We start from the raw sequence: 25907 nt of genomic DNA, 5'->3' as shown, positions 1-25907 counted from the left end.
CGATCGCTCAACTGATTGACGTGCCGAAGCGTCGCCTCGTCGGAGACGGATCCGACGCGACGCACCGTCAGTTCCGAGTCGTTCAGTGATGCATGGCAATAACCCACATAAACGTTACTTGATCGTGTGAGACGGCGTAGAGTCGCCGCCGCTGGCGGAGAAGTGTACGGGAGTAACGGAACGGACCCGACCGGTCAGGTGTCGCCCGTTACTCCGCCGCCGCGTCCTCGACTCCGAGGTCGTCGACCGAGAAGCCCTCTGTCATGAGGATGTCCTTCTGCCCGCTCACGTCGACCTGCTCGCGCATGAGCTGCTTGTACGCCGACTGGGGCGCGAGGTTGCCGATGAGCACGCCGCCGACGATCTTGCCGTCCTTCAGCGCGAGGCGGCGCCACTCGTCGTCGCCGAACGAGCGCATGACCTCGTCGTCGCCCAGCGTCGGGTGGCCAAACGAGAGGAACGGGAAGTCGAAGTGGGTGATGGAGTACGAGGAGACCCAGCGGAACTCCGCGGCCCCGTACTCGAGCATGTTCTTCGCGGCGATGGTTCCCTGCTCTTTGGCGCTCCCCCACGCGCCGTTCTGGGCCTGTTCGCCGAGGATCACGTCGTGGAAGCGGGTGATGTCGCCCGCCGCGAACACATCCTCGTCGATCGTCTGCATGTACTGGTCGACGACGATGCCGTCGTCCGTCTCGATGGGCGTGTCCTCGACGAGTTCGGTGTTGAGGTTCAGCCCGATGGCGACGCCCGCAAAGTCGGCCTCGTAGCGGTCGCCGTTGGGATCGACCGCGGCCGTCACGTGGCCGTCCTCGTCGGTCTCGAAGTGATCGACTCCGGAGTCGAAGACGGGCTCGACGCCGCGCTCGCGCATCGCCTCGTGCATGATCTCCGCGCCCTCCTCGTTGAGCGCGTACCGCCACCAAGAGTTCCCGCGCATGAGGTACTTGCCCGCGATGTCTTGGGCGCCGCAGATCGCCGCCAGGTCGATGCCGAGCAGGCCCGCCCCGACGATGACGGCCTCCTCGGCGGACTCGGCGGACTCGCGGATGCGGCGGGCGTCCTGGAACGTCCAGAAGTGGTGGACGCCGTCGGCGTCGCTTCCCTCGACGGGAAGCTGTTGGGGCGTGCCGCCGACCGCCAACAGCAGCTTATCGTACCCCAGTACGTCGCCCTCGTGGGTCTCGACCTCGTGCTCGTCGACCCGGATGTCGACGACGAGCGTGTTCAGTTCGAGGTCGATGTTGCGCTCCTCGTACCACCCGTCGTCGTGGATGGAGATCGGGGCCTCGGGGAGCTTCCCCTTGGCGAACTCCTTGATGAGGATGCGATTGTAGAGGGCTTCGCCCTCGTCTGTGATCACGGTGATGTCGGCGTCGGGCGCCTCCTCCCGGAGGGTTTCGGCGGCGGAACTACCCGCGATTCCGTCACCGATGATGACGAACGACTCGCTCATACCGGGGATTCGGATTCGGGGTTAATGTGGGTTGCTATCGACGTGAGGATTCACGAGGGTACGTATCAAGGGCATTCTGCAGTCTTCTAGGACAACAAGGAGAACAGCATATCGAGGTGTCGCGCGCCGCCCGAGCGACTCGATCGCCGTCGGTCGCCTCGCAGTTGCTCGCTTCGTCGACCCGCTGTCTTCGCCGGGCCGTCGCGCGGCCGCATCCTCGCCGCACATTCAAGGGAATCCGACCCCAACGACGGGTATGAAGCTCCGGCAGAACGTCCGCCACTGGGCCGCCAAGCGCGCGCTCACCACGCCGGTCGTCGGCGGCTACGTCAACGACAGGCTCGTCGACATGCACACGGACATCTTCCTCAACAAGGCCGACGAGGACCGCCGGGAGGAGCGCCGCGCGCACCTCGACGACTTCTTCGACGCGACGATGGACACCTACGTCGCCGCGCTGGAGGCCGGCTACCCCGAGGCGGAGGCTCGCGAGATCACCCACGTGCAGGCCAACTTCGACTTCTTCACCCACGGCTGGGCGGAGATGATGGAGATCCCCAGCGACGAGTTGGAACAGCACTACCGCCGCTACGAGGAGTTCTTCGAGCGCCACGGGATCACCATCGACGACCCGTTGGGCGAGTTCCGCCCCGCCGACGGCGTCGCGGACGCGCCGGCCACGCCAGACCGCATGGCCGACGGCGAGTTCGAGAACGCCGTCGCCGGCTTCGCCGACGACGCGTACGTCGAGGACGACGACGGCGAGATGCACGTCGGCGGCGCCGAGGAGCCCGACGAGGTCGACGTGACCGCTGCGCCCGGCGTCGACGAGGATGACCTCGACGGCGACGCCGACGCCGAGGTGCGCGCCGACTGAGCCCGCGGCCGGCCCCGCGCCGCGGTCGCCCCGCTCTCGGCTACTCCTGCCAGTCGGGGTCCGTCCGCGGGGGGCTGAAGATGTCGACGCCCTCCACCCGCTCGTCGCCCCTGTTCTCGGCGCCGTGGACCTCCTCGCCGGCGAGGACGTACGAGTCGCCGGCCTCGCAGACGACCTCCTCACCGTCGGCGAGAACGAACGTCAACGCGCCGGCCGTGATGTAGCCCGCCTGCTCGTGGCGGTGGCTGTGGGCCGGCACCTCCGCACCCGGTTCGATCGAGAAGTGCTGGACGCTCGTCTCCGCGCCCGCAGCCAACTGTGCCAGGTGGACGCCGTGAACCGCCTCCGTGTCCGCGCTCGGGTCGTGCCGTTCGCGCTCCATACGGACCCCGCCGACTGCGACCACCTTAGTTCCGCGGGCGCCACGGCGACGAGACTCGCCGCGCCCACGGGGCGCCCCGGTCCGATCGCGCCCCGACCGATCGGTCGCCGGAGGCAAGGTTCAATTCCGATGGCGAGCAAGCGGTCGTCATGTACGCGGTCGTCGGCTGTCGCTCCTGCGGCACCTACTGGCTCGTCTCGGACCCCGACGGACAGGACTCGGCGATCTGCCCGCGGTGCGGCACGCGACACCCGACCGCGCGATTGAAGCGCTTCTACGAGTCCGACGACCGCGCGGCCGCCGCGCAGGCGCGGGCGACGCTCCTCGCCGACAAGCGCGGGCACTCGGAAGCGTTCGAAGACGCGGGCACGGTCGCCGAGTTGGAGCGCGAACTGGACGGCTTCGAGGGCGCCGTCGACGACCGCGAGTACCTCGAGGACTCGGGGCTCGACGCCGACGCGGTCGCGGCCGCCGGTGCGGACGACGGCGGCGGGTCACGCTCGCGCGACGAGGTCGTCCGCGACGCCATCCGCGAGGGGAACACGACCGAGGAGGCCGTCGTCGCGTACGCGACCGACCACGGCGTCCCCGCCGAGGCGGCGCGCGACATCCTCGACCGGCTGGCGCGCCGCGGCGAGGCGACCGAGTCGCGCGGTGAGTATCGACTTCTGTAACGGCGTCGGAGTGTTCATATCGAATAGCGGACCAGTCCGACTATGTGAATGTTCGCGGAATCGGCGGTCGCCACCGTCGAGGCCGCCGGGACGTTCCGCGTTCCGCTCGCGTTACCGCTCCAATCCGGCGCCGCGACGGCCGACCCGCCGCCGTACGCCGGGTTCCTGTTTCTCGCGGCGTTCGTCTCGCTGCTTGGGGTGTTCCTGACGATGCACGGCGCGGCGGCGTACGCGCTGCTCGTGTGGGAGGAGACGACCGGAATCGCGGCGTGGGTGTACGTCCACCCCGCAGTCGGCGAGTTCCTGCTCGCCGCGGCCGCGGTCCAGACGCCAATGGCAGCGCACTTGTGGGGCGACCCGCTGCGGATCCGGCGGCACGCGGTGTGGGCGATCCGGGCGCTCGCGACGGCGCTCGACAGCGGTAGCGGTGCCGACAGCGTTCGAGGTAGTGCCGACAGCGTTCGGGGGGTCGCGGTACCGACAGCGTTCGGGGGCCACCCCTTCCGGCGACGGCGCTTACCGTCCGAGGCTGGCGTGCGCCGACGAGAGGTTGCGAGAGGCCAGCGCCGACAGCAGCGAGAGTTCGCCCGCCAGCGCCGCGACCGCCACCGCCTCCGCGAGCGCGTCGGCGTTGCTGCCGGCGGGGTCGCCGCCGCCGCGGATCCCGAGCACGTCCAGCGCCTCCGACTGGGTTGGGAGCGTCGTCCCGCCGCCGACGGTGCCCACCTCCAGCGACGCGATCGTGACCGAGACGTACAAGTCACCGTCGCCGTCGACCTCCGCGGTCGTGATGGCGTTGGCGCCCTCGACGACCTGTGCGGCGTCCTGTCCCGTGGCGAGGAACATCGCGGCGACGCTGTTGGCGACGTGGGCGTTGAAGCCGAGGCTGCCGGCCTTCGCCGAGCCGACGAGGTTCTTGCGGGTGTTCACCTCCGCGACGGCCTCGGGCGTCGTCTTCAGCGTCCCTTCGACGGTTTCGCGGGGGACGCTCACGTCGGCGGCGACGGTGCGCCCGCGCCCCTCCACGGCGTTGATCGCGGCGGGCTTCTTGTCGGTGCAGAGGTTGCCCGAGAGCGCCACGAGCGAGGCGGTCGTCTCGGCTTCGATCACGTCGCAGGCTTCCTCGGTGGCGATGGTGGCCATGTTCATCCCCATCGCGTCCTTCGTGTCGTAGCCGAACCGGACGAAGACGGTGTTGCCGACGACGTACGGCGTCGCCTCCTTCAGTTCGCCGTGGCTCGTCGTCGACTCGGCGGCCTCCCGGAGCGCGCCGACGTTGTCGCGCACCCACGAGGACAGCGCCTCGGCCTCGGCCACGTCGGCGACGCGGAACGCCGGCGCGCGCGTCATCCGGTTCTTGAGGACGCGGGCGCCGGCGCCGCCGGCGGTGGTGAGCGCCGCACAGCCGCGGTTGACCGACGCGAGCAGCGCGCCCTCGGTCGTCGCCATCGGGAGGTAGTGCTCGCCCGAGAGCGCCCCGCCGCGGATTTCGACGGGGCCGACGACCCCGAGCGGGATCTGGATCGCGCCCAGCATGTTCTCGACGTTCGACTCGGCATCGGCCGCGTCGAAGGCGTACGCGCCGCTTGTCGAGAGGTCGACGCCGGAGTGCTCCGCGACGAGCAGGCGTCGCGCGGCGGCGGCGGTGTCGGCGTCGGCGTGCTTCTCCAACTCGTACAGTCGGAGGTCGCCCTCGCGCACGCGCTCGGCGAGCGCGGCGGCGTCGGTGTCGGTCATACCTCCGCGTGACGGCGGCGGCCGCTAAGTCGTGTCGGTTCCGCCCACCCGCCCCGGACGGCCACACCCGCCACCGACCGGTCGCGACCGCTTCCCGAACGGTTTTGCTCCGGGCGGACTCGGGGGTTCACATGACCGACCCCGCCGACCTCGTCGTCACGAACGCCGAGGTGCACACGCTCGCCGACCCCGACGAGACCCACGAGGCGTTCGCCGTCCGCGACGGCTGCGTCGTCCGCCTCGGCTCCACATACGACGTGGAGTTCCTCGCCGGCGCCGACACCGAGACGATCGACGCGGGCGGGCGCGTCGCGCTCCCCGGCCTCGTCGACGCCCACACCCACCTCCTCAACGCTGGCCGGTCGCTCGTCCACGCCGACCTCTCGACGGCCGACTCGCCAGAGGAGGCCGTCGACCTGCTCCGCGAGCGCGCCGCCGAGGTCGACGCGGGCGACGCCGGGAGCCGCGACGGGGGGAACGGCGCGGACATCGACGATTGGGTGCTCGGGTTCGGCTACGACGAGTCGATGTGGGCGGACTCGCGCTACCTCACCGGCGACGACCTCGACGCGGTGAGCGAGACCGCGCCGGTCGTCGCCTTCCGAGAGGACATGCACGTCGCGAGCGTCAACGACGCCGTCCTCGAGCGCCTCCGCGGGGAGATGCCCGACGCCGACGTGCACACGGCGGGGCCGAACGACGAGCCGACCGGCGTGATCGTCGAGGGGGCCGTCGACCCCGTGTACGAGGCGATCGAACCCGACGCCGCGGAGGCCGAGGAGCTGGTCCGCGCCGCACAGTCGATGGCGAACGAGCGCGGCGTCACGATGGTCCACGACATGGTCCGACAGTCGAGGGCCCCGGAGGTGTACCGCGCACTCGACCTCGCCGGCGACCTCTCGGTGCGCGTGCGGATCAACTACTGGGCCGACCACCTCGACTCGCTGATCGACGCCGGCCTGCGCACGAACCACGGCAGCGACATGGTGCAGGTCGGCGGCGTGAAGTCGTACACCGACGGCACCTTCGGCGGCCGGACCGCGAAGCTCCACGAACCGTACGCCGACGACGCCGACGAGACGGGCACGTGGGTACTCGCCCCCGACGGGATCCGCGATCTCGTCGCGCGCGCGGACGACCACGGCTTCCAAGTGACGCTGCACGCGATCGGCGACGCGGCGATCGACGCGGTGCTCGACGCCTACGAGGAGACGGACGACCCGGCGGCGGCCCGCCACCGGATCGAGCACTCCGAACTCGCGAGCGACGAGGCGATCGAACGCATGGCCGAACTGGGCGTGGTCGCGTCGATGCAGCCCAACTTCCACAAGTGGGGCTTCGAGGGTGGCCTGTACGACGACCGCCTCGGCGACCGCCGCACCGACGCGAATCGTCTCCCCGCCTACCTCGACGCCGGCGCGCCGCTGGCGTTCGGCAGCGACTGCATGCCGCTCGACCCGCTGCTCGGCGTCCACTACGCGGTCAACGCCCCCAGCGAGGGACAGTCGCTGGGCGTCACCGAGGCGCTGCGGGCGTACACCCGCGGCGCCGCCTACGCGGGGTTCGACGAAGAGCGAGTCGGCACGCTTGAACCGGGCGCGGCGGCCGACTTCGTGCTACTGGAGGAGTCGCCCTGGGAGCGGTCCGAGTTGATCGGCGAGATCGGCGTGGCCGCGACCGCCGTCGGCGGCGACGTGGTGTACGACGGGCGCTGACTCCGGCCCGGGCTACTCCTCGCCGTCGCCGCCGGTCGCCGTCTCCGCCGCGAGCACCTCCAGCGTCTCGTCGACCGTGACGCGGATCTCGTCGCCGTCGCAGGGGAGGTCGAGGCGAACGCGGAGCGGCTCCTCGCTCACGACGGTCGTGTGCACGTCGCTGACCGTCCACGGGTGCGTCCAGAACGGCTCGGTCGTCAGGTCGACGCCGCGCTCGGCGAAGAACGTAAGCACGGGCGCGGTGTCGAGGAGGTTCACGCCGACCGCCGAGGTGAGGCGGTTGTCGCAGCGGCCGCAGGTGTGGCGCACCGCGACCGCCTGTCCGGGGACCGCGGTGTCGGCGACCAGGTCGGTCTCCATGCGACCCATGCACTCCGGGCAGACGCCGTCGGCGGCGAGGCAGTAGTGGTGGCGGACGTGGTGGTGGAACGCGTCGAGGAACTCCTCAGGGGTGCGGTCTGCGAGTCCGCCCGGCGGGAACGAGTAGTTCACCGGCGTGCGCCCGCACTCGGTGCAGGCGATGGTGAGGAGTTCGTTCGCGTATCGCGCCCCGAGATCGCCGCCGCACTCGTAACACGCGCCCGGCGCGTCGAACGGACCGACCTCGCTGCGGCCGGTGAACGTCCCCGCGAACACCGAGCGCACCACCTTCCAGCCGGGGGTCCGGAACTCGTACCCCTCCGAACACTCGTCGTCGGTCCCGTCGCACTCGACCTTGCGGACGAAGTGGTCGAGCAGCTGTTTCAGGTGGTAATTGAAGTGCGCGCTGTCGTCCAGGTCGGTGCGGTCGTACAGTTCGGAGAACGCGACAGGGCTGTCGTCGTCGCGTTCGATCGTCGCCTCGTGCAGCGACTGGAGGATGTCGATGCGGGTCTCGTTGCCGAGGAGGGCGAACGCCTCCGCCGGGTCGAGGTCCGCCTCGCCCGCGTGGTCGACGGCCTCCTCCGCGGATCTGCTCATACGCGAACGTGTGGGTGCATCCGATAAAATCGTTGGGCTGACGCGGTCTCACAGAAATACACGGCGGAATCCCACGGCTTTAGCCGTGAGAGGAATCCGACTCGAACGCGAGCCGCACTGCCTCGTCGTCGCCGCCGACGCGCGCACCGTCCTGTTCGGCGAAAGCATCGCGGAGGCGTTGCCACGTGTCATCCAGCGCCTCGACGATCACCTTCGTGTCCGAGATGACCGGCATGAAGTTCGTGTCGCCCTCCCACCGAGGGACGATGTGGGTGTGGATGTGGTCGTCGATGGAGCCGCCGGCGGCGCTCCCGCCGAGGTTCATCCCGGCGTTGAGCCCGCTCGGACCGAGCGCGTCGTCGAGCGCGCGCATCGTTCGCTGCTTCAGGCGGGCGTGATCCAGCAGCGCCGCGTCGTCGAGCGCGGGGAGCTTCCCCTCGTGGACTCGCGGAATCACCATGACGTGTCCGGGGTTGTACGGGTAGTTGTTGAGGAGGACGAACGACCGCTCGCTGCGGGCGACGATCCGGGAGGCGCGGTCGTCGTCGCGCTCGGGCAGCACGCAGAACGGGCACCCGTCGATCGCGTCTCCGTCGTCGCCGTCCCGTTCGACCCACTCGATCCGCCACGGCGCGAACACCTGATCCATACACGGCGGTCGACCGCGGGACCCTTGAACCCCGGTGCGCGCGTCGGCGCGCCGGTCCCGTCGCAAACGGGGGGGAGGCAAACGTTTATATCGCACGTGGTAGCTTTATCCGGGTTAGCGTCGTAGGCGGACGCGCATGGCGACCCAACCCTCCGACCCCGACCACGTCACCGAACGGTGCGGTGCGTGCGGCGGGGAGACGACGCATGACGTGCGGGTCGAGATCCGCACGGAGAGCCAGAAGGAGGAAAACGCGGAGTTCTCCCGCGAACCGTACCGGATCACCACCTGCAACGAGTGTGGAGCCGAGAACGCGACGCGAATGAACAACGCGTAACACCGACTGCCTGCATCGATCGACCGTCCCGTCGGCCGACCCGGAGCGGCCGCGGGACCGCACTAGCTGTCCGCGGGTGTCCACGACCGGCCAGCGACTGCGTCGACGGCCCGTCACCCCCGCCCGTTCACGAGAACAGCCCCTCGGTCGTCGCCTCCACCCCATCTTCGGTGACGACCAGCGTGTGCTCGGCCTGACTGACCAACTCGCCGTCCTGCTCTTTCAGGACGGGATACCCCTTGACGGCGCCCTGGCGGACGAGTCGCCGGAGCGCCATCTCGTCGCGCGAGGCGTCGAGCCATCGCGCGGCGAAGGGCAGCCCGTCGAACTCCCGCACCTGTTCGAGCGCCTGTCGGGCCGCTCGGTTGCGCACCGACACGTCCTGCGTCAACTCGAAGATCTCCTCTTCGCTCCCCTCGCCCACCTTGCCCCGGCCGGTGGTGGCGAACGGCTCGATGGCGACGACCTGTCCGGGCTCCAGTTCGACGGAGCGGTCGACGCCGCGGTTGGGAACGTTCGGCCCCGTGTGCGCGTCGAACCGCTCGACGCCGTGGCCCGAGAGGTTGTACACCGGGGTGTAGCCGTAGGCACCGATCACGTCCTCGATCTCGGCGCCGATCTCGCCAACCGGGACGCCCGGCCCCGCGGCGTCGACGGCAGCCTCCAGCGCCTGTTCGGCCGCCTCGACTAGCTCCGTCTCCCCGGCGAGATCGACGGTCACCGCGGCGTCGGCGATGTAGCCGTCGACGTGGACGCCGATGTCGAGACAGACCACGTCCTCGCCGAACTCCGCCTCGTCGTCGCGCTCGGGCGTCGCGTGGCTCGCCTCCTCGTCGATCGAGACGTTCACCGGGAACGCGAGGCCGGCGCCCTCCTCGCGAATCCGATTTTCCGCGTGCTCAGCTACCTCCAGGTGCGTCGCGCCCGGCTCGACCAGCTCGCGCGCCTCCGCCATCACCGTCGTCAGTATCTCGCCCGCCTCGCGGTACTTCGCCAGGGCGTCCTCGTCGAAGGCACTCATACGCTGGCGTTCGACTGAGCGGGGGAAAGGGATTGCGCTACCCGCGTGGTCGAGCGGGCGACGCGGTGAACGACGAATGAGTTGTCGCTCGCCGACGCGATGGCGATACGCCCGCTACGAGGGGGTCCGACCACCCGACAGCAAGCGGCCGGCCCGACCGGTAGATGCCGTTCCAGACGGGGATCCCGCGTGTCTACGTAGTTCACAGTAGCCCTATTCGGCGGCGTTTTTATCCTTCGAGGCCGTCCTCCCGGCCGATGAACGCGCCGCGATTCGGCCGAGCTGTCGAACCGCTTCACAGACGGGTCGACGTGTCCGAGTGGGAGCACGTCTACATCGTCGGCGACGTACACGGCCGCCCCGAGGAGCTCGATCGGCTGCTCGCTGAGCTCGGCGTCACCGACGACGACCTCGTCGTCTTCGTCGGCGACCTCCTCCGCAAGGGACCCGACAGCGCGGCCGTCGTCGACCGCGTTCGCTCGGCCGACAACCTCCTGACCGTCCGCGGCAACAACGAGCAGAAGCTGCTGCGCGGCGAGAAGGAGCTTTCGAACCTCTCCGACGACGACCTCGACTGGATCGCGTCGCTCCCGGTCGCCGTCTCGTGGGCGAGCGACGGCGACGCCCCGGGAGCGCTGGTCGTCCACGGCGGCGTCGACCCGCGCGTCCCGCTGGAGGAACACACGGTCGACGACCTCCAGAACACCCGGTCGCTCGTTCCCGGAGGGAGCTACGGGGACCGCCCCTACTGGTGGGAGGAGTACGCGGGGCCGCAGCGAGTCTTCTTCGGTCATACGGTGCTCGCGCGCCCGATCGATCGTGAATTCGCGGTCGGGCTCGACACCGGCTGCGTCTACGGGGGCGAGCTCACCGCCTACGACTGGCGCGCTGACCGCTTCCACTCGGTCGCGGCCGCCGAACCGACCGAGGAGCGTGCGGATCGAAAGGTGCTCGATCCGCCGTTCAGCGCGGCGTCCGACGCGAACGGTCGGTCGCCACGGCCGTCACCGATCGAAAGCGACTCCGACTGACCGCCGCGGCCGTCGAACGGGGTCCCGACCGATCGCCGCTTCGGCCGTCGAAGCGATCGCAGTCCCGCAGCCCACAGCCGTTCTGGCGCTCCGCGTCCCCGGTTCGGTGCCGCGAGTGCGACGGGCTTGCGGACTCCCTCCCGCGGCAGCGACCGACCGGACGACGCGACGGATTCGAGACCGTTCCCCAACGTGGGAACCGCTACGGAGTGCTATTGATGAGTACGCCCCACTGGATACCGCTCTGACAGGAACGCTTACCAGCTGTCGCGGTCTCCTCACGGTATCGACGGACCGATGCACGACAGTTCGAGCCAAGCGACGGGCGCGGAGGAAACTGATCAGCACGACGCCGCGGCCGAGCCGGCGGAGGCGGACGAGCATGCCGGGAGCGACGGTGACGGCGACGCAGACGGATCACCACCGGAGTCGAGCGACGCCGACGAGGCCAAGGAGCGCGCGCGGTCGGCGGCGCGGCTGCCGTCCGACGGGCTCTCAGACGTGCCGCTGGACGCCGCCGGCGCGGACTGGTCGATCGAGGAGGCGGTCGACCCAGCGGAGGGGCCGGTGTCGTGGGCGCGGTTCGGCGCGGAGACCCCGCCGATCGCGAACGAGCCGGTCGAATCGGGCGCGGATATCGCGGTCGACGACGAGCGCCTCCAGCTCAGTCGCGAGCTGAGCGAGCTCGCGTTCCAGCGGCGGGTGTTGCACGAGGCCGAGGACGACCGCAACCCCGTCCTCCATCGCCTGCGGTTCCTCGGGATCACGACGAAGAACCTGGACGAGTTCTTCATGAAGCGCGTCGGCGGGCTGAAACAGCAGATCGCCGCCGGCGTCACCGAGACCACGCCGGACGGGCGGACGCCGCGCGAGCAGTGGAAGGCCGTCCTCGAACACGCCCGCGACATCTTCGAGCGGCAGTCGCGGTGTTACGCCGAGTCCGTCGACCCGGCGTTGCGCGAGGCCGGCATCGAGATCGTGTCGTGGGAGGCTCTGACCCCCCACGACCGCGACCGGCTCGCCGAGCACTTCGAGCGGCAGGTGATGCCAACGCTGACGCCGCTGACGTTCGACCCCGCACACCCGTTCCCGTTCATCTCGAACCTCTCGCTGTCGATCGCGGTGTTGACGCGCGACGACGACGACGAGGAGCGGTTCTCGCGGATCAAGGTTCCGCAGAACCGCCCGCGGCTTGTCCCGGTCGACGCCGTCTGTGCCAACCCCGGCGGGACCGAGACGGCCGAGAGCGCACAGCCGGCGGCGGGCGGCGGCGGGGCGACCCGCTTTCTCCCGCTGGAGCGGCTCATCGAGGCGAACCTCGACAGCCTGTTCCCCGAGACGACGGTGTCACACTCCTCGACGTTCCGCGTGACGCGCAACGCCGAAGTCCGGCGCAACGAGGAGGTCGCCGAGGGGCTCATCGAGATGATCGAGGACGTGCTCCGTCAGCGACGCTTCGCGACGGTCGTCCGCCTGGAGGTCGCCGACGACATGCCCACCGAGGTCCGCGACCTGCTCGTCGAACACCTCGACGTGAGCGAACGGGAGGTGTTCGTGCGCCCCGAGCCGCTGGCGCTCGACGACTTCGACGCCGTCGTCGATCTCGACCGGCCCGATCTGAAGCTGGAGCCGTGGACGCCCCAGCGACACCCGCGGTTCGAGGGGGTCGACCCCGACCATCCGGACGAGCTGTTCGCGGAGTTGCGCCGCGACGACGTGCTCCTCCACCATCCGTACCAGTCGTTCGGCGGGACCGTGCAGACGTTTCTCGACGCCGCCGCACACGACCCAGACGTGCTCGCGATCAAGGCCGCGATCTACCGGACTGCACCGGACTCGAAGGTGATCGCCAGCCTGATCGACGCCGCGAAGAACGGCAAGCAGGTCGCCGTGATGGTGGAGCTGAAGGCGCGCTTCGACGAGGAGAACAACCTCCGGTGGGTCAAGCGTCTCGAGGAGGAGGGGATCCACGTCGCCTACGGGACGATCGGCTTGAAGACGCACTCGAAGGTCGCGCTGGTCGTCCGGCAAGAGGACGGCGACGTGGCGACGTACTCGCACGTCGGCACCGGCAACTACCACTCCGGAACGGCGAAGGGGTACGTCGACCTGGGGCTGGTCACCGCCGACGAGGCGATCGGCGGCGACCTGGTGAACCTGTTCAACTCCTTCACCACCCACGCGCGCCACCGCGAGTACGACCGCCTGCTCGTCGCACCGGAGAACCTGCGTTCGCGGGTCACAGCGCTGATTCGAACCGAAGCGGCGGTCGCACGCGCCGGCGGCGACGGCCGGATCGTCGCCAAGATGAACGCCCTCGAGGACCCGGAGATCGTCCGCGAACTGTACCGGGCGGCCCGCGCGGGCGTGGAGATCGACCTGATCGTTCGAGGCATCTGTCGGCTGCGGCCCGGCATCGAGGGGCTGTCCGACACCGTCCGTGTCCACAGCGTGGTGGGACGATTCCTCGAACACTCGCGCATCTACTACTTCGCCAACGCCGAGGCGGACGGCGACGGCGAGCGGAGTGACGGTCGCGAGGGCGACCCGGCGTACTTCGTCGGGTCCGCCGACTGGATGACACGCAACCTCGACCGTCGCGTCGAGGCGGTCGCGCCCGTCGACGACCCCTCGATTCGCGCGGAGCTCGAGACCGTGCTGGCGTACATGCTGGCAGACAACCGCCGGCGGTGGGTGATGCGTCCGGACGGGCGGTACGTGCAGCTCGAGCCGGGGGAGGGGGACCCGACGCTCGACACCCACGAGCGGCTCGCCGAGCGTGCTCGCCGGTCCGCGCCGGAGGCCGACAGCCGTCCGTCGCGAGCCAAGCCGGGACGCGAGCCCGAGGTCGACCTCGAGGAGGTGTACACGGACAGCGGCGACCCGTAGCCTGTGGAGTCCGCCGTCGCTTCCGCGGGCTTTTTGCTGAGCGCGAGGCGACCGAGCGTATGGCCAACCAGCCCCATCTGCTCGTCGACGAGGGCGACGTACACGAGACCGCGCTGATCCCGGGGAATCCGGACCGCGTCGACCGCATCGCCGATCACTGCGACGAGTCCGAACTTGTCGCCGAGAACCGAGAGTACCGCGTCGTCAACGCCACCTACGACGGCGTCGATCTCACGATCTGCTCGACGGGCATCGGCTGTCCGTCCGCGGCGATCGCCATCGAGGAACTCCACAACGTCGGCGTCGAGACGGTGATCCGCGTCGGCACCTGCGGCGGGCTCCAAACCGACGTGGAGATCGGCGACATGGTCGTCGCGACCGGCGCCGCCAAAGAGGAGGGGACGAGCAAGCGCTACGAGTCCGAGACGTACCCCGCGGTCCCCGACTACGACACCCTATCGACGCTCGTCGGCGCCGCGGAGGCCCGAGGCGAACAGGTTCACGTCGGCCCGATCGTCTCCGACGACGCGTTCTATAACGAGTCCGACGAGTACGTCGCCGACTGGAAGGAGGCGGGACTGCTCGCCATCGAGATGGAGGCGTCGGCCGTCTTCTCGCTGGCGCGCCGCCGCGGGATGAACGCCGGCGCCATCTGCACCGCCGACGGCAACCTCGTCGCCGGCACGCAGAAGCGCGCCGACTCCGAGGAGGAACTCCCCGAGAAGGCGAAGAACAACGTCGGCCGCGCCATCGACATCGCCCTGGACGCCGTCGCGACCCTGTAGGAGATCGCCCGAGATCGGCGGTCCAATCGGACCGCAGTCGGGCGGTTCGTCGGGATACCGACTGACGGGCATCCCGTCCGTTGGGGCGGATCGAGATAGTGACAGATATCTGTCGAAGACGCTTTGTCGGATTGGCGGCAATACTTACACCAACATGGCGAACAAGGGGACCGACCAGCGCGGGGAGGGACAGGCAGGCGAACGCGTGACGCTGGCGGACGACGAGCTCTATCGAGCGTTCGCGTCGAAACCGCGGCGGCGGTTGCTACACCTCTTGTTGGACGCGGACGCCGGCTCGAGGTCGGTCGACGAGCTGGCGACGCTGCTGTCCGGCTGGGAGGCCGCGGACTCGGGGTCGGCCGTATCGCCGAACGAGCACGTTCGGACGCGTATCGCGCTCACGCACGTCCATCTCCCCCGGTTGGCGGAACTGAATCTGATCGAGTACGACCCGACGGAGGGGGCCGTGAGCGCGACTGCGGTCGACCCCGCGGTCGCGACGGTGATCGAGCGGAGCGTCGCTGACGTGCAGTCCGTGCAACAGTGACCGCGCTTGACTCGTTGCTCGCGTCGATCGAACGCCGTTATCACGCGATCACGGTCTTTCGAACGGAAGAGCCGACGGAGATCGAGGGGCTGTTCGAGCGTCACGGCGTCGCGTTCGACGTGCAGCCGATCCCCGCGAACGGCCCGGAGCCGTTCGTGCTCGTCGAGACGGACGGCGAGTTCGCGGGCGTGATCGGCGTGGACGAGTTGGAGGTGCTGGTGGACCCCTCGACCGCTGACCTCGGTCACCGAGAGGAGACGGCTGCCGGCTACCGCGCCGTCTTCGACCTGCTCGACCGGACCGTGTTCACGGCGCTGCGCCGGCGACCGCTGCTCGCGGTGAGCCAGGAGATCGAAGACCGGGCCTACCGCGCCGGCAACGGGACGCTCCACGCTAGCTTCCAGACGCTGTCGACGTTCGAGTCGCAGCTGCCGGTGTACTGCCACCTCGCGACAGAGACTGACCTCGACATCCACGTCCACGGCGTCGACGACTGGGAGCCGCCGGAGCTTCCGGGGGTCACCTATCACGCGGTCGGCGCCGACGCGCCCGAACGGGACGAAATCGGACGCTACTGGGTGGTGACGTTCGATGGCGGCGAGGGAGGGCAGTCATCCGGTCTCGTCGCCGAGGAGACGGCCGACGGCTACACCGGCTTCTGGACGGACGACGCGAGGCTCGTCGAGGAGATCACTGCGGCGCTCGCGGCGCACTGACCGGCCGCGCGATCGCCGTCTCGGCCGTCATGTGGCAGAGTCGTCGTCGTCGTCGGTCTCGTCGAGCAGCCGCCGCGCGACCACCTCCGAGTCCTCACCTCCCAGCGCGGATTCGACGAGGAGGTGCCCGCCGATCGTCGCGGGCGAGATGACGGTGTCGGCGCCGGCGCGCTTCAGCTTGTTCATGTTCTCGCGCTCGGTCGCGGCTGCGACGATCGTCACGTCGGGGTTGAGCTGGCGGGCGGTGAGGATCGCAAGCGCGTCCTCGGCGTCGTTGTTCGTCGCCGCGACCACGGCGCGTGCGCGCGTAACGTTCGCGCGTTCGAGCGGTTTCTCGTCGGAGGGGTCGGCGGTGAACACGCGAACCCCGTCTCGCTCGTTGAGCATCCGCGCGCGGGCCTCCTCCGGCGTGACGACGAGAAACGGCACGCCGGCTTCGAGCAGTTCGTCGATGAGCGGTTCCGTGAGTTCGCCGTAACCGAGCACGAGGACGTGATCGGCGAGCAGGTCGATATCTGAGTCAGTCATGCGTCCGAGGGCGGTTGTGAGGCGGGCTTCGATCATGGGGGTGAACAGGACCCCGAGCGCGACCGCGAAGGCGGCGACGTTGACCACGAGCGCCGACATGGCGAACCACTTCGCCAGCGCCGATGTCGGGGTCACGTCCCCGTATCCGACGGTGGAGGCCGTGACGATCGAGAAGTACACCGCGTCGGTGATCGAATCCAGGTTCGTGAACTGGTCGTTGAGCGCGTACGCGCCGGCCGTCGAGTAGCCCAACGCACCGATAAGCCCGGCGATGGCGGCCCACTGTGTCGGCGTGAGGTCGATCTCCTCGGAGAAGGGGGCCCGGTCGAGCGCGAGCGCGAGCATCGCGACGACCGACACCAGCGCGAGCAGGAGGCCGATGGTCGTTGAGCCGACGAGCCCCTGCAGCGCCGTCAGCGGGAGCAACACGAGCGCGGCGTACCACCCGGCTCGGAGTCGCTGGCGCAGCCCGTAGGCCGCGACCAGCAGGAGGAACCCGGTGATGGCGCCGGTGAACCCCGCGAGGACCGTCGCCTCCTCGGGCAACAGCGCGACGAACGGCAGCCGGTTCCTGGGGGGCGCGACGATACGGGTGATCCCCGTGACGATCGACACCAGCGCGGCGACGCCGACGAGCAACACCGCGACTCGACCGCCGATCCGCGCTCGCAACCCTGCCATCACCCGACATCTCCCGCCGAACGGGATAAACAGTGCGACACGTCACCCCTGGGGGTCGCGCCGCCGGACCAGACACGGCGCCTCGGTCGCCGTCTCGGCCCATGCCGCTCGTCGCCCCAGACTCGCCTCGATCGTCGGCCCGGACGGAGGGGGCGCGATTCCCGATACGAGATCGAGGGGGCGCGATTCCCGATACGAATTTGTGGCCCGCCCGTCTGCGCGTCGTATGGTCGCTTCTTCGCTCCCGGTACAGGTGTTGCTCGGGCTATACCTGGGCCTGCTCACCGGGCTCGTCCCCGCGCTCGTCGCGTGGACGCTCGGGTTCACGTTCAAGTACGTCACCGGCGTCTCCATTCCCGGATTCGGTGTCGTCGTCCTCTCGCTGGCGATCGCGGGGGTCAACGGCGGCCTCCTCGCGCTCAACGACCAGACGATCCGAGACGCCGCGAACGGGACGGCGCTGCTCGTCGCGATCATCGTGATCTTGATGATCTCGCTGTACGCCCACGCGAAGGGCGACGCGATGGGCGCATCGCTCCCGAAGCGGCTCTCGCTGGCTCGCCTCACCGAGCGGACGCTCTCGGCCGAGGTGGTCGACCTCGCCAGCGGTCGGGGGCGCGTTCACGTTTCCATCGTCGGCGACGTGGCCGACATCGAGGGGTACCCCCCGTTACCGTCGGACCTGCGCGCCGAGATCCGCGCCTTCGAGGACGACTTCGACGCCGACCTCCCGCTGGCGGACCTGGAGGCGGCGGTCGCGGATCGACTCCGCTCGGCTCACGACCTCGCGGAGGTGTCCGTTCGCCTCGACGAGCGCGGCCGCGCCAGCGTCGCCGCCGCGCCGCCGCTCGCGGGCGTGTCCAAGCGCGTCCCGGACGGGAAGCGAGCGGTCTCGGTCCGCGCGCTGCTCCCGACGGGGCTGGCCCGCGGCGACGAGGTCGCCGTCGTCGCGGCCGACGGTGACGCCGCCCCCGTCGACGGCACGGTCGTCGCCGCGCGCACCGACGGCAAGGCGACCGACTCCGAGGCGGTGGCGCCGACGGCGCTGCCGGCCGCGACCGACGGGGGCGAGAACGACCCCGGATCCCCGCCCGCGTCGCCCACGACCGCCGGCGGCGACGGGCGACTCACGGTCGCCGTCGACCGCGAGGATGCGATGCGACTGCTCGGCGCCGACGCGTCGCGGGTGGTTGTTCGCTCGCGCGGGACGCGCCGCGAGTTCGAGGTACTCTCGCTGCTTCGTCGTGCGGGGAAGCGCTTCCGACGGCTCTCGGTCCGGGCCGGCGGCCCGCTCGACGGAGCGAGCCTCCGGTCCGTTGCGGTCCGCGAGACGTACGGCGTCGCCGTGCTCGCAGTCAGCGACGGCGGCGGCTGGCGGCTGGCTCCCGGCGGCGAGACGACGCCCACGGCCGGGACGGACCTCATCGTCGTCGGGACGCGTCGGGACCTCGACCGGTTCGAGCGGGAGGTGGGGGCGTGAGACCGCACGCCGACCCGTTCCCGTTGCAGTCGACCGTGGAGGGGCTCGCGCAGTTGAACGCGCCCCGGTTGGTCGGGTTCGCGATCGCGTCGTTTCTCGTCGCGTCCGTCGGCGCCGCCGCCTACCGGTGGTACGTCGCCGAGGCGGTTCCCCGCGGGCTGACCACGCTCTTGGGAACGGCGGTCGTCGCCGTCTACCTCAACACTGTCGGCTTGTTCGCTACGGTCATCCCCGTCGGCGGCGCCATCGCTTCGGATCCGTTCGCCCCGATGACGGTGGTTCGAAACGTCGTCAGTCTCCTCGTCGCCGCCGGCGCGGCGACACCCGGTCGAGACGCTGGCGACCGGTTCGCGACCAGCGTGACGGCCATTACGGGCGGCGACACGGTCGAGGGGGAGGTCAGTCGCTTCGTGCGAACGATCGGTCGGATCCGACCGCTCACGCTGCCCGCGGAGATTGCGGATATCGACGGCTACGACCCGGTGGATGACGCGACGAAAGATCGCCTCGCCGGCGAGACCCTGCTATTTCCCCGGACGCTCTCGACCGACGCGCTTCGCGACGAGTTCATCGGCCGACTGAAAGCCGAGTACGATGTCGGTCACGTCGACGCCGAGTTCGACGGCTACCAGGTGACCCACCTCGGCGTCGGCAGACGCGTCGCGGGGATCGGCCCGACGCTCGACCCGAGCGCATGCGCCGTCGCCGTTCGCGCCGACCCCCCAAACGGCGCCGGCCCCGGCGACGTGGTGCAGGTGTGGCGCCGTCCCGAAGGGGACGTGCCGACGGCCGGTTCCGAGTCGCCCGCCGCCGAGCGCGTCGCAACCGCTGAGCTCAGAGCGAGCACCGGTGACGTGGTGACGCTGGCGGTCGATGCATCCGACGCCGACCGATTCGACGCCGCAGAGCGGTACCACCTGCTCACCCTGCCCGCGAGTCCGCGCGCCGACCGGGAGTTCGCATCGGTGCTCCGTGCGGCAGACGAGACGATGGGCGCCGTTCGCGTCGAGGCCGAAAGCGACCTCGACGGGGAGAGCGTCGAATCCGTGTCCGGTGCCGTCGTCGCCGTCGAGACCGCCGCCGGCGACGTGGAGCCGATCCCGCCGCGTGGACGGACGCTGTCGCCGGGCGAAACGCTGTATCTGGTCGCCCGTCCGGAACAGATCCGTGAGATCGAGCGCCGAGCGGCGGCCGCTGGACCGTGACCCGGTCCGCTCGGTGACCGCCGTCAGCGCAACGCTCTTGCCCGCCCGAGGGCGACGGTGAGACATGAACTGGAAGCTGTTCGCCGACCTCGCGGAGGCCACGGGAGAGTCGGAGCCCGAGGTCGACGCCGCGGACGCCGCCACGGTCGGTGAGGCGCTCGACGCGCTGCTCGATGCTCACCCCGCGCTGGCGGCACGCGTCCTCGACGACGACGGCGACCTCCGTGGCCACATCAACCTCCTCCGCAACGGCCGCGACATCCGCGAGGGCGAGGGACTCGCCACCCCCGTCGACGAAGACGACGAACTCGCGCTCTTCCCACCGGTCAGCGGCGGATGACTCGCGAAAACGTGGGACGGCGCCTCGGAACCAGGGGCTTTCGGAAGTCTTAATTATATCCTTCCAAAATCGATGAATGCAGAGAGAGCCCGGTCGGGTTGGTAGTCTAGTCCGGTTATGACACCTCCTTGACATGGAGGAGGCCGGCGGTTCAAATCCGCCCCAACCCACTTCTTCGTTACCGACGAACCGCTCGAAGTAGTCGCGTCTACCACCACATCCAGCTTGTGTCAGGGCACCCCGTCGGTCGACTCCGCCGTTGACATCGGGACAGCCGCGTGAGTCAGAGAGAACGAGCGGTGGGGAATCGCCGAGCGACCGCTTACCGAGAGCCGTGGCCGTGACCGAGGACCAGCGCCGCGGCGTTCGCGAGCAGGAGCCCGGCGATTATGGTGAGCCGCTCCGCCGTGATGCCGTTCGCGATCAACGGCAGGTACACGAGCGGGAGGACGATCGCCGCGTAGAACGCGAGTGCCCGGATCGGCTCGACTGCGGCCGTTCGATTGATGTCGGCGAACCCGGTAAGAGCGTCTTTCAGACCAGTCGAGGTCGGAACCGCCTTGCGGAGGTTCGCGACCGATGGAAGGGGGCTGGAGGGGGTCATCGCACATCGTACCGATACACTCCCGACCACATATAGTATGAAGAGCATTCGGGAGGATTCGGACCGTTCACCGTCGCCGATCAGAGACCTCGGACGTTTTACAAATAGTTTAAATCGCTCAAAACAGTTTATAGAACCTTCTAAGCCGGTTTATTTGAACAGGAGTGCGCGCGGCGATCGTCCGATCGAATCGGCGTCGATCCAGGTGGATCGGCGCCGACTGCAGTCCGGCGTCGAGGTACTGGCGCCGTCGCGTCGGGAATCGACCGCAGTACTCTGTTGATAACCACGCGTGAGTGCCGGTCTGCGGTCGACCGGAGCGAGACCGCGTCTCCACGCTCTTGTTCGGAGACGCACACCATCCGCGGCCACCGGCAGACGACGCCCCTAACGCTGCTGGCGCCGCCGACACGGGCGGCGCGGGCGGCGCGGACAGCGAGGCGGCTACTACCGCGCGCCGCCGTCCGCATCGTCGGACTCCGCTGAATCAGTCGCGTCGGCCGAGTCGCCCGCGGCGGCCGTGTCACCGTCCGGCGACGGTTCGCCGGCCATCTCGACCCCGGCGACTCCGCCCATCGCGTTCCCGACCTCGTCGGGGTCGAGGTCGCGGTCGTACTCCTCGTCGGCGAAGAGGTGACAGGCGGCGGCGTGTTCGCCGCCGGTCAGGACCGGCTCCTCCTCCTCGCACGGGGAGGCGAACGCGTCCCGCAGTCGGTCCGCGGCCTCCTCTTCGCGACCGTTCGCAAGGATCTCGAGAGCGTCCTCGACGGTGTCCATCGTCGCGCCCGACAGGCCGGCGAGGTCGAACTCCTCGCGCAGCGCCTCTTTGAACGCGACGGTGTCGCGCTCGCTTTCGAGCGTCTCCCAGACGGACTCGGCGGTGAACCCCTGGCGTTCGAGACGGTCGCGGAGGTTCATCACGCCGCGGTACTGCTCTTGCGGGATGTCGACGGTCGCCGGCTGGATCACCTTTGGACACCGCGTTCGGAAGTGACAGCCCGACGGCGGGTTACGCGGTGAGGGCACGTCGCCCGAGAGCGCGTCGACTCGCCGACCCTGCTCCTCCACGGACGCGCGCGGGACCGACTCCAGCAGCGCCTCGGTGTAGGGGTGTTTCGGCGACTCGAAGATGTCGTCGGTCGGGCCGGTCTCGACCACCTCGCCGAGGTACATTACGGCGACGCGGTCGCAGATGTGACGCACGACCGAGAGATCGTGGGCGATGAACAGGTACGTCAGCCCGAACTCCCCTTGGAGGTCCTCAAGCAGGTTCAGGATCTGTGCCTGGACGCTCACGTCCAGCGCCGAGACCGGTTCGTCGAGGACGATGAACTCGGGGTCGAGCGCGAGCGCCCGGGCGATGCCGACGCGCTGTCGCTGGCCCCCCGAGAACTCGTGGGGGTAGCGGTCGATCTGGTCGGCCGAGAGCCCGACGCGTTCGAGCAGTTCTCTCGCCCGGTCGCGCCGCCACTCGCGCTTGGAGCGGCCGTCAGCGGGCGACTCCTCGGGCAGGTTGTGGATCTTCAGCCCCTCGCTCACGATGTCGCCGACGGTCATGCGCGGGTCGAGGCTGGAGAACGGATCCTGAAAGACGATGCCCGCGCGCTTGCGGAAGCGCGTCAGTTCGTCGTCGGATAGCTCCATGACGTCCTCGCCGTCGAAGCGGACGGTGCCGTCGGTCGCCTCGCGCAGCCGGAGGAGCGTCTCGCCGGTCGTGGACTTTCCGCAGCCGGACTCGCCCACGACGCCGAGGGTCTCTCCGGGGTACACTTCGAGATCGACCCCGTCGACGGCCTTCACGCTGGTCGGCTCGCGACCGAGCAGCCGGTCGAACAGCGAGTCGTTCTCGTAGTAGTACTTCCGCAGGCCGCGAACCTCGAGCAGCGGCTCGTCTCCGCCCGATTCGGCGGTGGCAGCGTCGGCGGACGCGTCGCGGGCGCGGTCGTCGCCGTCGGCGGACGCGGGCTCACTCATCGCCCCGCACCTCCTTGTTGCGGTCGAAGTAGTCCGCCGGGAGCGCGTCCGCCTCGCTGTACTCGCGTTCAGCGAGTACGCACCTGACGGCGTGGTCGTCGCATCCCTCGTCTGCGGCGTACTCCGGGATGTCCTGCAGGCAGTCGGACATCGCCTTCGGACAGCGGTCGGCGAAAAAGCAGCGGCCGCCCATCTCCTCGTCCAGCAGCGAGGGGACGTTCCCCCCGATCGGCTGGAGTCGGGGATCCGGATCGTCGAGGTCCGGAATCGAGCCGATGAGTCCCTCCGTGTAGGGGTGAACGGGCGACTCGAACACGTCCGCGAGCGTACCGCGCTCGACGACTTGTCCCGCGTACATGACGCCGACGCGGTTGCACATCCGGGCGATGACGCCCAAGTCGTGGGTGATCATCACGACGGAGGTGTCCTGCTCCTCTTGCAGGTCGCGCAGGAGGTTCAAAATCTGCGCTTGGATCGTCACGTCGAGCGCGGTCGTCGGCTCGTCGGCGATCAGCACGTCCGGCTCGCCGGCCAGCGCCTGCGCGATCATGGCGCGCTGGAGCATCCCGCCGGAGAACTGGTGCGGGTACTCGTGGGCGCGCTCGGCGGGGTCGGGGATGCCGACCTGTTCGAGCAGTTCGATCGCGCGGTTCATGCTCGACTCGGAGGTGTACCCGCGGTTGGGAAGCAGGGTGTCGACGATGAGTCGACCCATCCCGTACTCCTGGGTGCGCGAGCGGGTGCTGCGCGGGTTCGCGCGCGCGCGCCGTTGGACTTCGACGGCCTCGGCGATCTGCTCGCCGACGGTGATCGAGGGGTTCAGCGAGGACATCGGGTCCTGGAACACCATCGAGAACGCCGGCCCGCGCAGCGCGCGCCGGACGCCCTCGGGGAGCCGTCGGGTGTCGACGAAGTCGCCGTCGACGGCCTCGGGCAGGTCGTCGCGGAACTCGTCGGCGAGGTCGGCGTCGCGGTACCACACCTCGCCGGAGGTGATCCGGCCCGGCGAGTCGACCAGATCGATGAGCGACAGCGCAGCCACCGACTTCCCGGAACCGGATTCGCCAACGATGCCGAACACCTCGCCGTCGCGGACGGTGAAGTCGACCGACTCGACGGCGTTGATCTGCCCCTCCTCGGTGAAAAAGCGCGTCGAGAGGTTCCGGACGCGAAGCACGTCGTCCGGGTTCCCCTCCGGGGCACCGTGCCCGTCGGCGGCGCCGGCGCGCGCTGTGGCGGGAGCGGGTTCGCTCATCTACATCCCCCCCTCGCCCTCGATACCCGGATCGAGCGCGTCGCGGAGCCAGTCGCCCACGAGGTTGATGCCGATGACCGAGAGCACGATCGCGATCCCGGGCATCGTTGCGATCCACCACGACGACGAGAGGTAGCCACGTCCTTGCGCAATGTCGAAGCCCCACGAGAGCGTCGTCCCGGAGAAGCCGAGGAACGACAGCGACGATTCCAACAGGATGATCGCAGCGACCTGGATGGTCGCCAGCACGAGGATCGGCGTGATGGCGTTCGGCAGGACGTGCCGGAAGACGATCCGCACGTCGCTGCCGCCCAGCGCGCGGGCGGCCTTCACGTACTCCTCCTCGCGGATAGAGAGCGCCTCGCCGCGCGCGATGCGAGCGAACCACACCCAGTTCACGAACCCGACGACGAGGACCACGACCGTCGGGATGACGAACGTCTCCGGCATCGGCGTCGGCAAGCCGACCATGTCGCGGAACCACCCCGCGAGCCCCGAGGTGACGAGCGGGTCGCTCACCCGGTAGGCCACGTCCGCCTGGAAGCGACTGAACAGCCCGATCAGCGCGATGGCGAGCACGAGCGACGGGAACGCCAGCGACACGTCGGCCGTTCGCATCAGCGCGTCGTCGATCCGACCGCGGTAGTATCCCGCCGTCAGCCCGACGGTGACGCCGAGCAGCGCCGCCAGAACCGTCCCGAGCAATCCGACCAGCAGTGATGTCCGCGCGCCGTAGATAACCCGAGACAGCATGTCCTGCCCCAGGGCGTTCGTCCCGAGCGGGTACGTCGCCGTCGCGTTCACGGTGACGTTTCGCGTCACGGTCTGCACGCTCCCGTCCACGATCTTGGTTTGGGTCTGTTGCTCGGTGTCGGTGAATCCCAGCGGAGGCAACTGCGCGCGATCGAGATTCTGCGTTCGCGGGTTGTGCGGGGCGATCAGCGGCGCGAACACCGCCGCGAGCACCACCAGGGCGATGAGCACCACGCCGATCCGCGCGAGTCCCGACGACCGGAACTCCTTGCGGAGGTTCCGGATCGTGCGCGGCGAGATCGAGAGCGGTCCGATCTTCATTCGGCCACCACCCGCGGGTCGAGGTACGCGTACAGCGCGTCGACCACGATGTTGAGCAGGACGAACCCCGTCCCGATGACGATGAGGCTCCCTTGGAGGATCGGCCAGTCACGGGCGTTGATTGCGCGGATGATCTCACTGCCGAGTCCGGGCCACGCGAAGACGGCCTCCGTGATGACCGCGCCCCCAATGAGCGTCCCCAACTGGAGGCCGAGGACGGTCACGACCGGGACGAGCGTGTTTCGAAGCACGTGTTTGTAGCGGACCAGCGTCTCGGGTAGCCCCTTCGCTCGCGTCGCGCGTACGTACCCCGACGATAGCTCGTCGAGCATCCCCGAGCGAACGAGCCGGGTGATGAGCGCCGTGAAGTACGTCCCCAGCGTGATCGCCGGCAGGAACAGCGACGCGACCCACGCGGTCACAACTGTGAAGAACGGCCTCGGGCCGGTGATCGCCGCCAGCGACTGCATGAACCCGTAGGCGCGCCCGCTGGTCGGGAAGACGTTCAGTTCGACCGCGAACATGAGCACGAGCATGATCCCCAGCCAGAAGTTCGGCGTCGAGATGCCCAACAGCGAGAACGACGTTGCCGCGTAGTCCGCCGGCTGGTGACGGCGCGTGGCCGAGACGACCCCCAGCGGGATCGAGAGGACGATCGCGACGACGCTCGCGGCGACCGCCAACTCCAGCGTCGCCGGCAGCTTCTGGAACACCTGTACCGACGCGGGGATGCTCGAAATGTACGAGTACCCCATGTTGCCATGGAGGAGTTCCCAGATGTAGTCCAAATACTGGACGTACAGCGGCTGGTTTAGTCCCAGCTCTCTCGCGATCTGTCGTCGCGTCTCCTGACTCGCGTCGAGCGGCGCCACGGTGTCGATCGGCGACCCCGGCGTGATGAATCGCAGGAGGAACACGACGGTCACGACTCCCCAGACGACTCCCACTCCCTGTACACCGCGTTTGAGAAGAAATCGACCGTAACCCATGACG

The 25907-nt window shown here is 69.4% G+C and carries 24 protein-coding genes and 1 tRNA gene; 13 read left to right on the top strand and 12 right to left on the bottom strand.

All coding sequences use genetic code 11. The annotated features are described in order from the left end of the window. Positions 1-208: 208 nt before the first annotated feature. The gene (locus BUE16_RS13565; RefSeq protein WP_073310642.1) at positions 209-1453 is read right to left on the bottom strand and encodes an NAD(P)/FAD-dependent oxidoreductase; all 1245 of its coding nucleotides are present in this window, start codon (positions 1451-1453) and stop codon (positions 209-211) included. 256 nt (positions 1454-1709) lie between these two features. Here BUE16_RS13565 and BUE16_RS13560 point away from each other — a divergent pair, with 256 nt between their 5' ends. Beyond that, the gene (locus BUE16_RS13560; protein WP_073310639.1) at positions 1710-2330 is read left to right on the top strand and encodes a DUF6149 family protein; all 621 of its coding nucleotides are present in this window, start codon (positions 1710-1712) and stop codon (positions 2328-2330) included. Between the two features lie 40 nt (positions 2331-2370). Here the strand turns inward: BUE16_RS13560 and BUE16_RS13555 are convergent, their stop codons facing one another. Continuing rightward, entirely contained in the window at positions 2371-2712 is a 342-nt protein-coding gene (locus BUE16_RS13555) for a cupin domain-containing protein (RefSeq protein ID WP_073310637.1), read from the bottom strand. Positions 2713-2861: 149 nt separating this feature from the next. Between BUE16_RS13555 and BUE16_RS13550 the strand changes: the two genes are divergently transcribed. After that, positions 2862-3386, top strand: a complete 525-nt coding sequence (locus tag BUE16_RS13550; protein ID WP_073310635.1) for a DUF5817 domain-containing protein — start codon at positions 2862-2864, stop codon at positions 3384-3386. Positions 3387-3902: 516 nt separating this feature from the next. On the opposite strand, the gene hmgA is transcribed toward BUE16_RS13550, so the two are convergent. Continuing rightward, on the bottom strand, positions 3903-5123 hold the full coding sequence (gene hmgA, locus BUE16_RS13545) for a hydroxymethylglutaryl-CoA reductase (NADPH) (RefSeq protein ID WP_073310633.1): 1221 nt from the start codon (positions 5121-5123) through the stop codon (positions 3903-3905). A gap of 131 nt (positions 5124-5254) precedes the next feature. Between hmgA and BUE16_RS13540 the strand changes: the two genes are divergently transcribed. Next, positions 5255-6838: an amidohydrolase gene (locus BUE16_RS13540; protein WP_073310631.1), complete on the top strand. Its 1584-nt coding sequence runs from the start codon at positions 5255-5257 to the stop codon at positions 6836-6838. Between the two features lie 12 nt (positions 6839-6850). Here the strand turns inward: BUE16_RS13540 and BUE16_RS13535 are convergent, their stop codons facing one another. Continuing rightward, a complete protein-coding gene (locus BUE16_RS13535) occupies positions 6851-7798 on the bottom strand; it encodes a winged helix-turn-helix domain-containing protein (RefSeq protein ID WP_073310629.1) in 948 nt (315 codons plus the stop codon). 79 nt (positions 7799-7877) lie between these two features. Continuing rightward, complete coding sequence (locus BUE16_RS13530; protein WP_073310627.1) at positions 7878-8447, bottom strand: HIT family protein; 570 nt, start codon at positions 8445-8447, stop codon at positions 7878-7880. A 136-nt stretch (positions 8448-8583) separates the two neighbouring features. Between BUE16_RS13530 and BUE16_RS13525 the strand changes: the two genes are divergently transcribed. Further along, positions 8584-8784: a DUF7835 family putative zinc beta-ribbon protein gene (locus tag BUE16_RS13525; protein WP_073310625.1), complete on the top strand. Its 201-nt coding sequence runs from the start codon at positions 8584-8586 to the stop codon at positions 8782-8784. Between the two features lie 127 nt (positions 8785-8911). On the opposite strand, the gene map is transcribed toward BUE16_RS13525, so the two are convergent. Further along, a complete protein-coding gene (gene map, locus BUE16_RS13520) occupies positions 8912-9805 on the bottom strand; it encodes a type II methionyl aminopeptidase (protein ID WP_073310623.1) in 894 nt (297 codons plus the stop codon). A 257-nt stretch (positions 9806-10062) separates the two neighbouring features. On the opposite strand from map, the gene BUE16_RS13515 reads away from it, so the two are divergent. From BUE16_RS13515 to BUE16_RS13495, 5 genes are all read left to right on the top strand, one after another. Continuing rightward, on the top strand, positions 10063-10836 hold the full coding sequence (locus BUE16_RS13515) for a metallophosphoesterase family protein (protein ID WP_073310621.1): 774 nt from the start codon (positions 10063-10065) through the stop codon (positions 10834-10836). A gap of 297 nt (positions 10837-11133) precedes the next feature. Continuing rightward, positions 11134-13725, top strand: a complete 2592-nt coding sequence (ppk1, locus tag BUE16_RS13510) for a polyphosphate kinase 1 (RefSeq protein ID WP_073310619.1) — start codon at positions 11134-11136, stop codon at positions 13723-13725. Between the two features lie 59 nt (positions 13726-13784). After that, positions 13785-14510, top strand: a complete 726-nt coding sequence (locus BUE16_RS13505; protein ID WP_073310617.1) for a nucleoside phosphorylase — start codon at positions 13785-13787, stop codon at positions 14508-14510. Between the two features lie 154 nt (positions 14511-14664). Continuing rightward, on the top strand, positions 14665-15057 hold the full coding sequence (locus BUE16_RS13500; protein WP_079991658.1) for a DUF7344 domain-containing protein: 393 nt from the start codon (positions 14665-14667) through the stop codon (positions 15055-15057). Continuing rightward, positions 15054-15773, top strand: coding sequence for a DICT sensory domain-containing protein (locus tag BUE16_RS13495; protein WP_073310615.1), 720 nt, complete (start codon positions 15054-15056; stop codon positions 15771-15773). The genes BUE16_RS13500 and BUE16_RS13495 overlap by 4 nt, the downstream gene beginning before the upstream one ends. Before the next feature lie 27 nt (positions 15774-15800). Here BUE16_RS13495 and BUE16_RS13490 read toward each other — a convergent pair whose 3' ends face one another. Next, entirely contained in the window at positions 15801-16982 is a 1182-nt protein-coding gene (locus tag BUE16_RS13490) for an NAD-binding protein (RefSeq protein ID WP_073310613.1), read from the bottom strand. A gap of 226 nt (positions 16983-17208) precedes the next feature. On the opposite strand from BUE16_RS13490, the gene BUE16_RS13485 reads away from it, so the two are divergent. From BUE16_RS13485 to BUE16_RS13470, 4 genes are all read left to right on the top strand, one after another. Next, the gene (locus BUE16_RS13485) at positions 17209-18462 is read left to right on the top strand and encodes a potassium channel family protein (protein ID WP_073310611.1); all 1254 of its coding nucleotides are present in this window, start codon (positions 17209-17211) and stop codon (positions 18460-18462) included. Next, a complete protein-coding gene (locus BUE16_RS13480) occupies positions 18459-19667 on the top strand; it encodes a hypothetical protein (protein ID WP_073310609.1) in 1209 nt (402 codons plus the stop codon). Before BUE16_RS13485 ends, BUE16_RS13480 begins: the two co-directional genes overlap by 4 nt. A 64-nt stretch (positions 19668-19731) precedes the next feature. Continuing rightward, the gene (locus BUE16_RS13475; protein WP_073310607.1) at positions 19732-20007 is read left to right on the top strand and encodes a ubiquitin-like small modifier protein 1; all 276 of its coding nucleotides are present in this window, start codon (positions 19732-19734) and stop codon (positions 20005-20007) included. A gap of 95 nt (positions 20008-20102) precedes the next feature. Further along, a tRNA-Val gene (locus BUE16_RS13470) sits at positions 20103-20177 on the top strand. Between the two features lie 152 nt (positions 20178-20329). Here the strand turns inward: BUE16_RS13470 and BUE16_RS13465 are convergent. The 5 genes from BUE16_RS13465 to BUE16_RS13445 form a co-directional block, all read right to left on the bottom strand. Further along, positions 20330-20611 (bottom strand): hypothetical protein, encoded by a 282-nt coding sequence (locus BUE16_RS13465; RefSeq protein WP_073310605.1) that lies wholly within the window; start codon positions 20609-20611, stop codon positions 20330-20332. A 447-nt stretch (positions 20612-21058) separates the two neighbouring features. Further along, positions 21059-22585 carry an ABC transporter ATP-binding protein gene (locus BUE16_RS13460; RefSeq protein ID WP_073310603.1) on the bottom strand — a complete coding sequence of 509 codons (1527 nt, stop codon included), beginning with the start codon at positions 22583-22585 and terminating at the stop codon, positions 21059-21061. Then, complete coding sequence (locus BUE16_RS13455) at positions 22578-23840, bottom strand: ABC transporter ATP-binding protein (RefSeq protein ID WP_079991657.1); 1263 nt, start codon at positions 23838-23840, stop codon at positions 22578-22580. The genes BUE16_RS13460 and BUE16_RS13455 overlap by 8 nt, the downstream gene beginning before the upstream one ends. Then, positions 23841-24914 carry an ABC transporter permease gene (locus BUE16_RS13450; RefSeq protein WP_073310600.1) on the bottom strand — a complete coding sequence of 358 codons (1074 nt, stop codon included), beginning with the start codon at positions 24912-24914 and terminating at the stop codon, positions 23841-23843. Continuing rightward, positions 24911-25903: an ABC transporter permease gene (locus BUE16_RS13445; RefSeq protein ID WP_073310598.1), complete on the bottom strand. Its 993-nt coding sequence runs from the start codon at positions 25901-25903 to the stop codon at positions 24911-24913. Before BUE16_RS13445 ends, BUE16_RS13450 begins: the two co-directional genes overlap by 4 nt. Between the last annotated feature and the right edge of the window lie 4 nt (positions 25904-25907).

The sequence above is a fragment of the Halobaculum gomorrense genome (genome assembly GCF_900129775.1).
Lineage (GTDB): Archaea > Halobacteriota > Halobacteria > Halobacteriales > Haloferacaceae > Halobaculum > Halobaculum gomorrense.
Note: the sequence above shows the minus strand (reverse complement) of the source record. Positions and strands in the feature narration are given on the sequence as shown.

Excerpts from the sequence above, each read along its gene's own strand:
- BUE16_RS13565 (WP_073310642.1), bottom strand. The coding sequence starts at position 1,453 with ATGAGCGAGTCGTTCGTCATCATCGGTGACGGAATCGCGGGTAGTTCC.
- BUE16_RS13560 (WP_073310639.1), top strand. The coding sequence starts at position 1,710 with ATGAAGCTCCGGCAGAACGTCCGCCACTGGGCCGCCAAGCGCGCGCTC.
- BUE16_RS13555 (WP_073310637.1), bottom strand. The coding sequence starts at position 2,712 with ATGGAGCGCGAACGGCACGACCCGAGCGCGGACACGGAGGCGGTTCAC.
- BUE16_RS13550 (WP_073310635.1), top strand. The coding sequence starts at position 2,862 with ATGTACGCGGTCGTCGGCTGTCGCTCCTGCGGCACCTACTGGCTCGTC.
- hmgA (WP_073310633.1), bottom strand. The coding sequence starts at position 5,123 with ATGACCGACACCGACGCCGCCGCGCTCGCCGAGCGCGTGCGCGAGGGC.
- BUE16_RS13540 (WP_073310631.1), top strand. The coding sequence starts at position 5,255 with ATGACCGACCCCGCCGACCTCGTCGTCACGAACGCCGAGGTGCACACG.
- BUE16_RS13535 (WP_073310629.1), bottom strand. The coding sequence starts at position 7,798 with ATGAGCAGATCCGCGGAGGAGGCCGTCGACCACGCGGGCGAGGCGGAC.
- BUE16_RS13530 (WP_073310627.1), bottom strand. The coding sequence starts at position 8,447 with ATGGATCAGGTGTTCGCGCCGTGGCGGATCGAGTGGGTCGAACGGGAC.
- BUE16_RS13525 (WP_073310625.1), top strand. The coding sequence starts at position 8,584 with ATGGCGACCCAACCCTCCGACCCCGACCACGTCACCGAACGGTGCGGT.
- map (WP_073310623.1), bottom strand. The coding sequence starts at position 9,805 with ATGAGTGCCTTCGACGAGGACGCCCTGGCGAAGTACCGCGAGGCGGGC.
- BUE16_RS13515 (WP_073310621.1), top strand. The coding sequence starts at position 10,063 with ATGAACGCGCCGCGATTCGGCCGAGCTGTCGAACCGCTTCACAGACGG.
- ppk1 (WP_073310619.1), top strand. The coding sequence starts at position 11,134 with ATGCACGACAGTTCGAGCCAAGCGACGGGCGCGGAGGAAACTGATCAG.
- BUE16_RS13505 (WP_073310617.1), top strand. The coding sequence starts at position 13,785 with ATGGCCAACCAGCCCCATCTGCTCGTCGACGAGGGCGACGTACACGAG.
- BUE16_RS13500 (WP_079991658.1), top strand. The coding sequence starts at position 14,665 with ATGGCGAACAAGGGGACCGACCAGCGCGGGGAGGGACAGGCAGGCGAA.
- BUE16_RS13490 (WP_073310613.1), bottom strand. The coding sequence starts at position 16,982 with ATGGCAGGGTTGCGAGCGCGGATCGGCGGTCGAGTCGCGGTGTTGCTC.
- BUE16_RS13485 (WP_073310611.1), top strand. The coding sequence starts at position 17,209 with ATGGTCGCTTCTTCGCTCCCGGTACAGGTGTTGCTCGGGCTATACCTG.
- BUE16_RS13475 (WP_073310607.1), top strand. The coding sequence starts at position 19,732 with ATGAACTGGAAGCTGTTCGCCGACCTCGCGGAGGCCACGGGAGAGTCG.
- BUE16_RS13465 (WP_073310605.1), bottom strand. The coding sequence starts at position 20,611 with ATGACCCCCTCCAGCCCCCTTCCATCGGTCGCGAACCTCCGCAAGGCG.
- BUE16_RS13460 (WP_073310603.1), bottom strand. The coding sequence starts at position 22,585 with ATGAGTGAGCCCGCGTCCGCCGACGGCGACGACCGCGCCCGCGACGCG.
- BUE16_RS13455 (WP_079991657.1), bottom strand. The coding sequence starts at position 23,840 with ATGAGCGAACCCGCTCCCGCCACAGCGCGCGCCGGCGCCGCCGACGGG.
- BUE16_RS13450 (WP_073310600.1), bottom strand. The coding sequence starts at position 24,914 with ATGAAGATCGGACCGCTCTCGATCTCGCCGCGCACGATCCGGAACCTC.
- BUE16_RS13445 (WP_073310598.1), bottom strand. The coding sequence starts at position 25,903 with ATGGGTTACGGTCGATTTCTTCTCAAACGCGGTGTACAGGGAGTGGGA.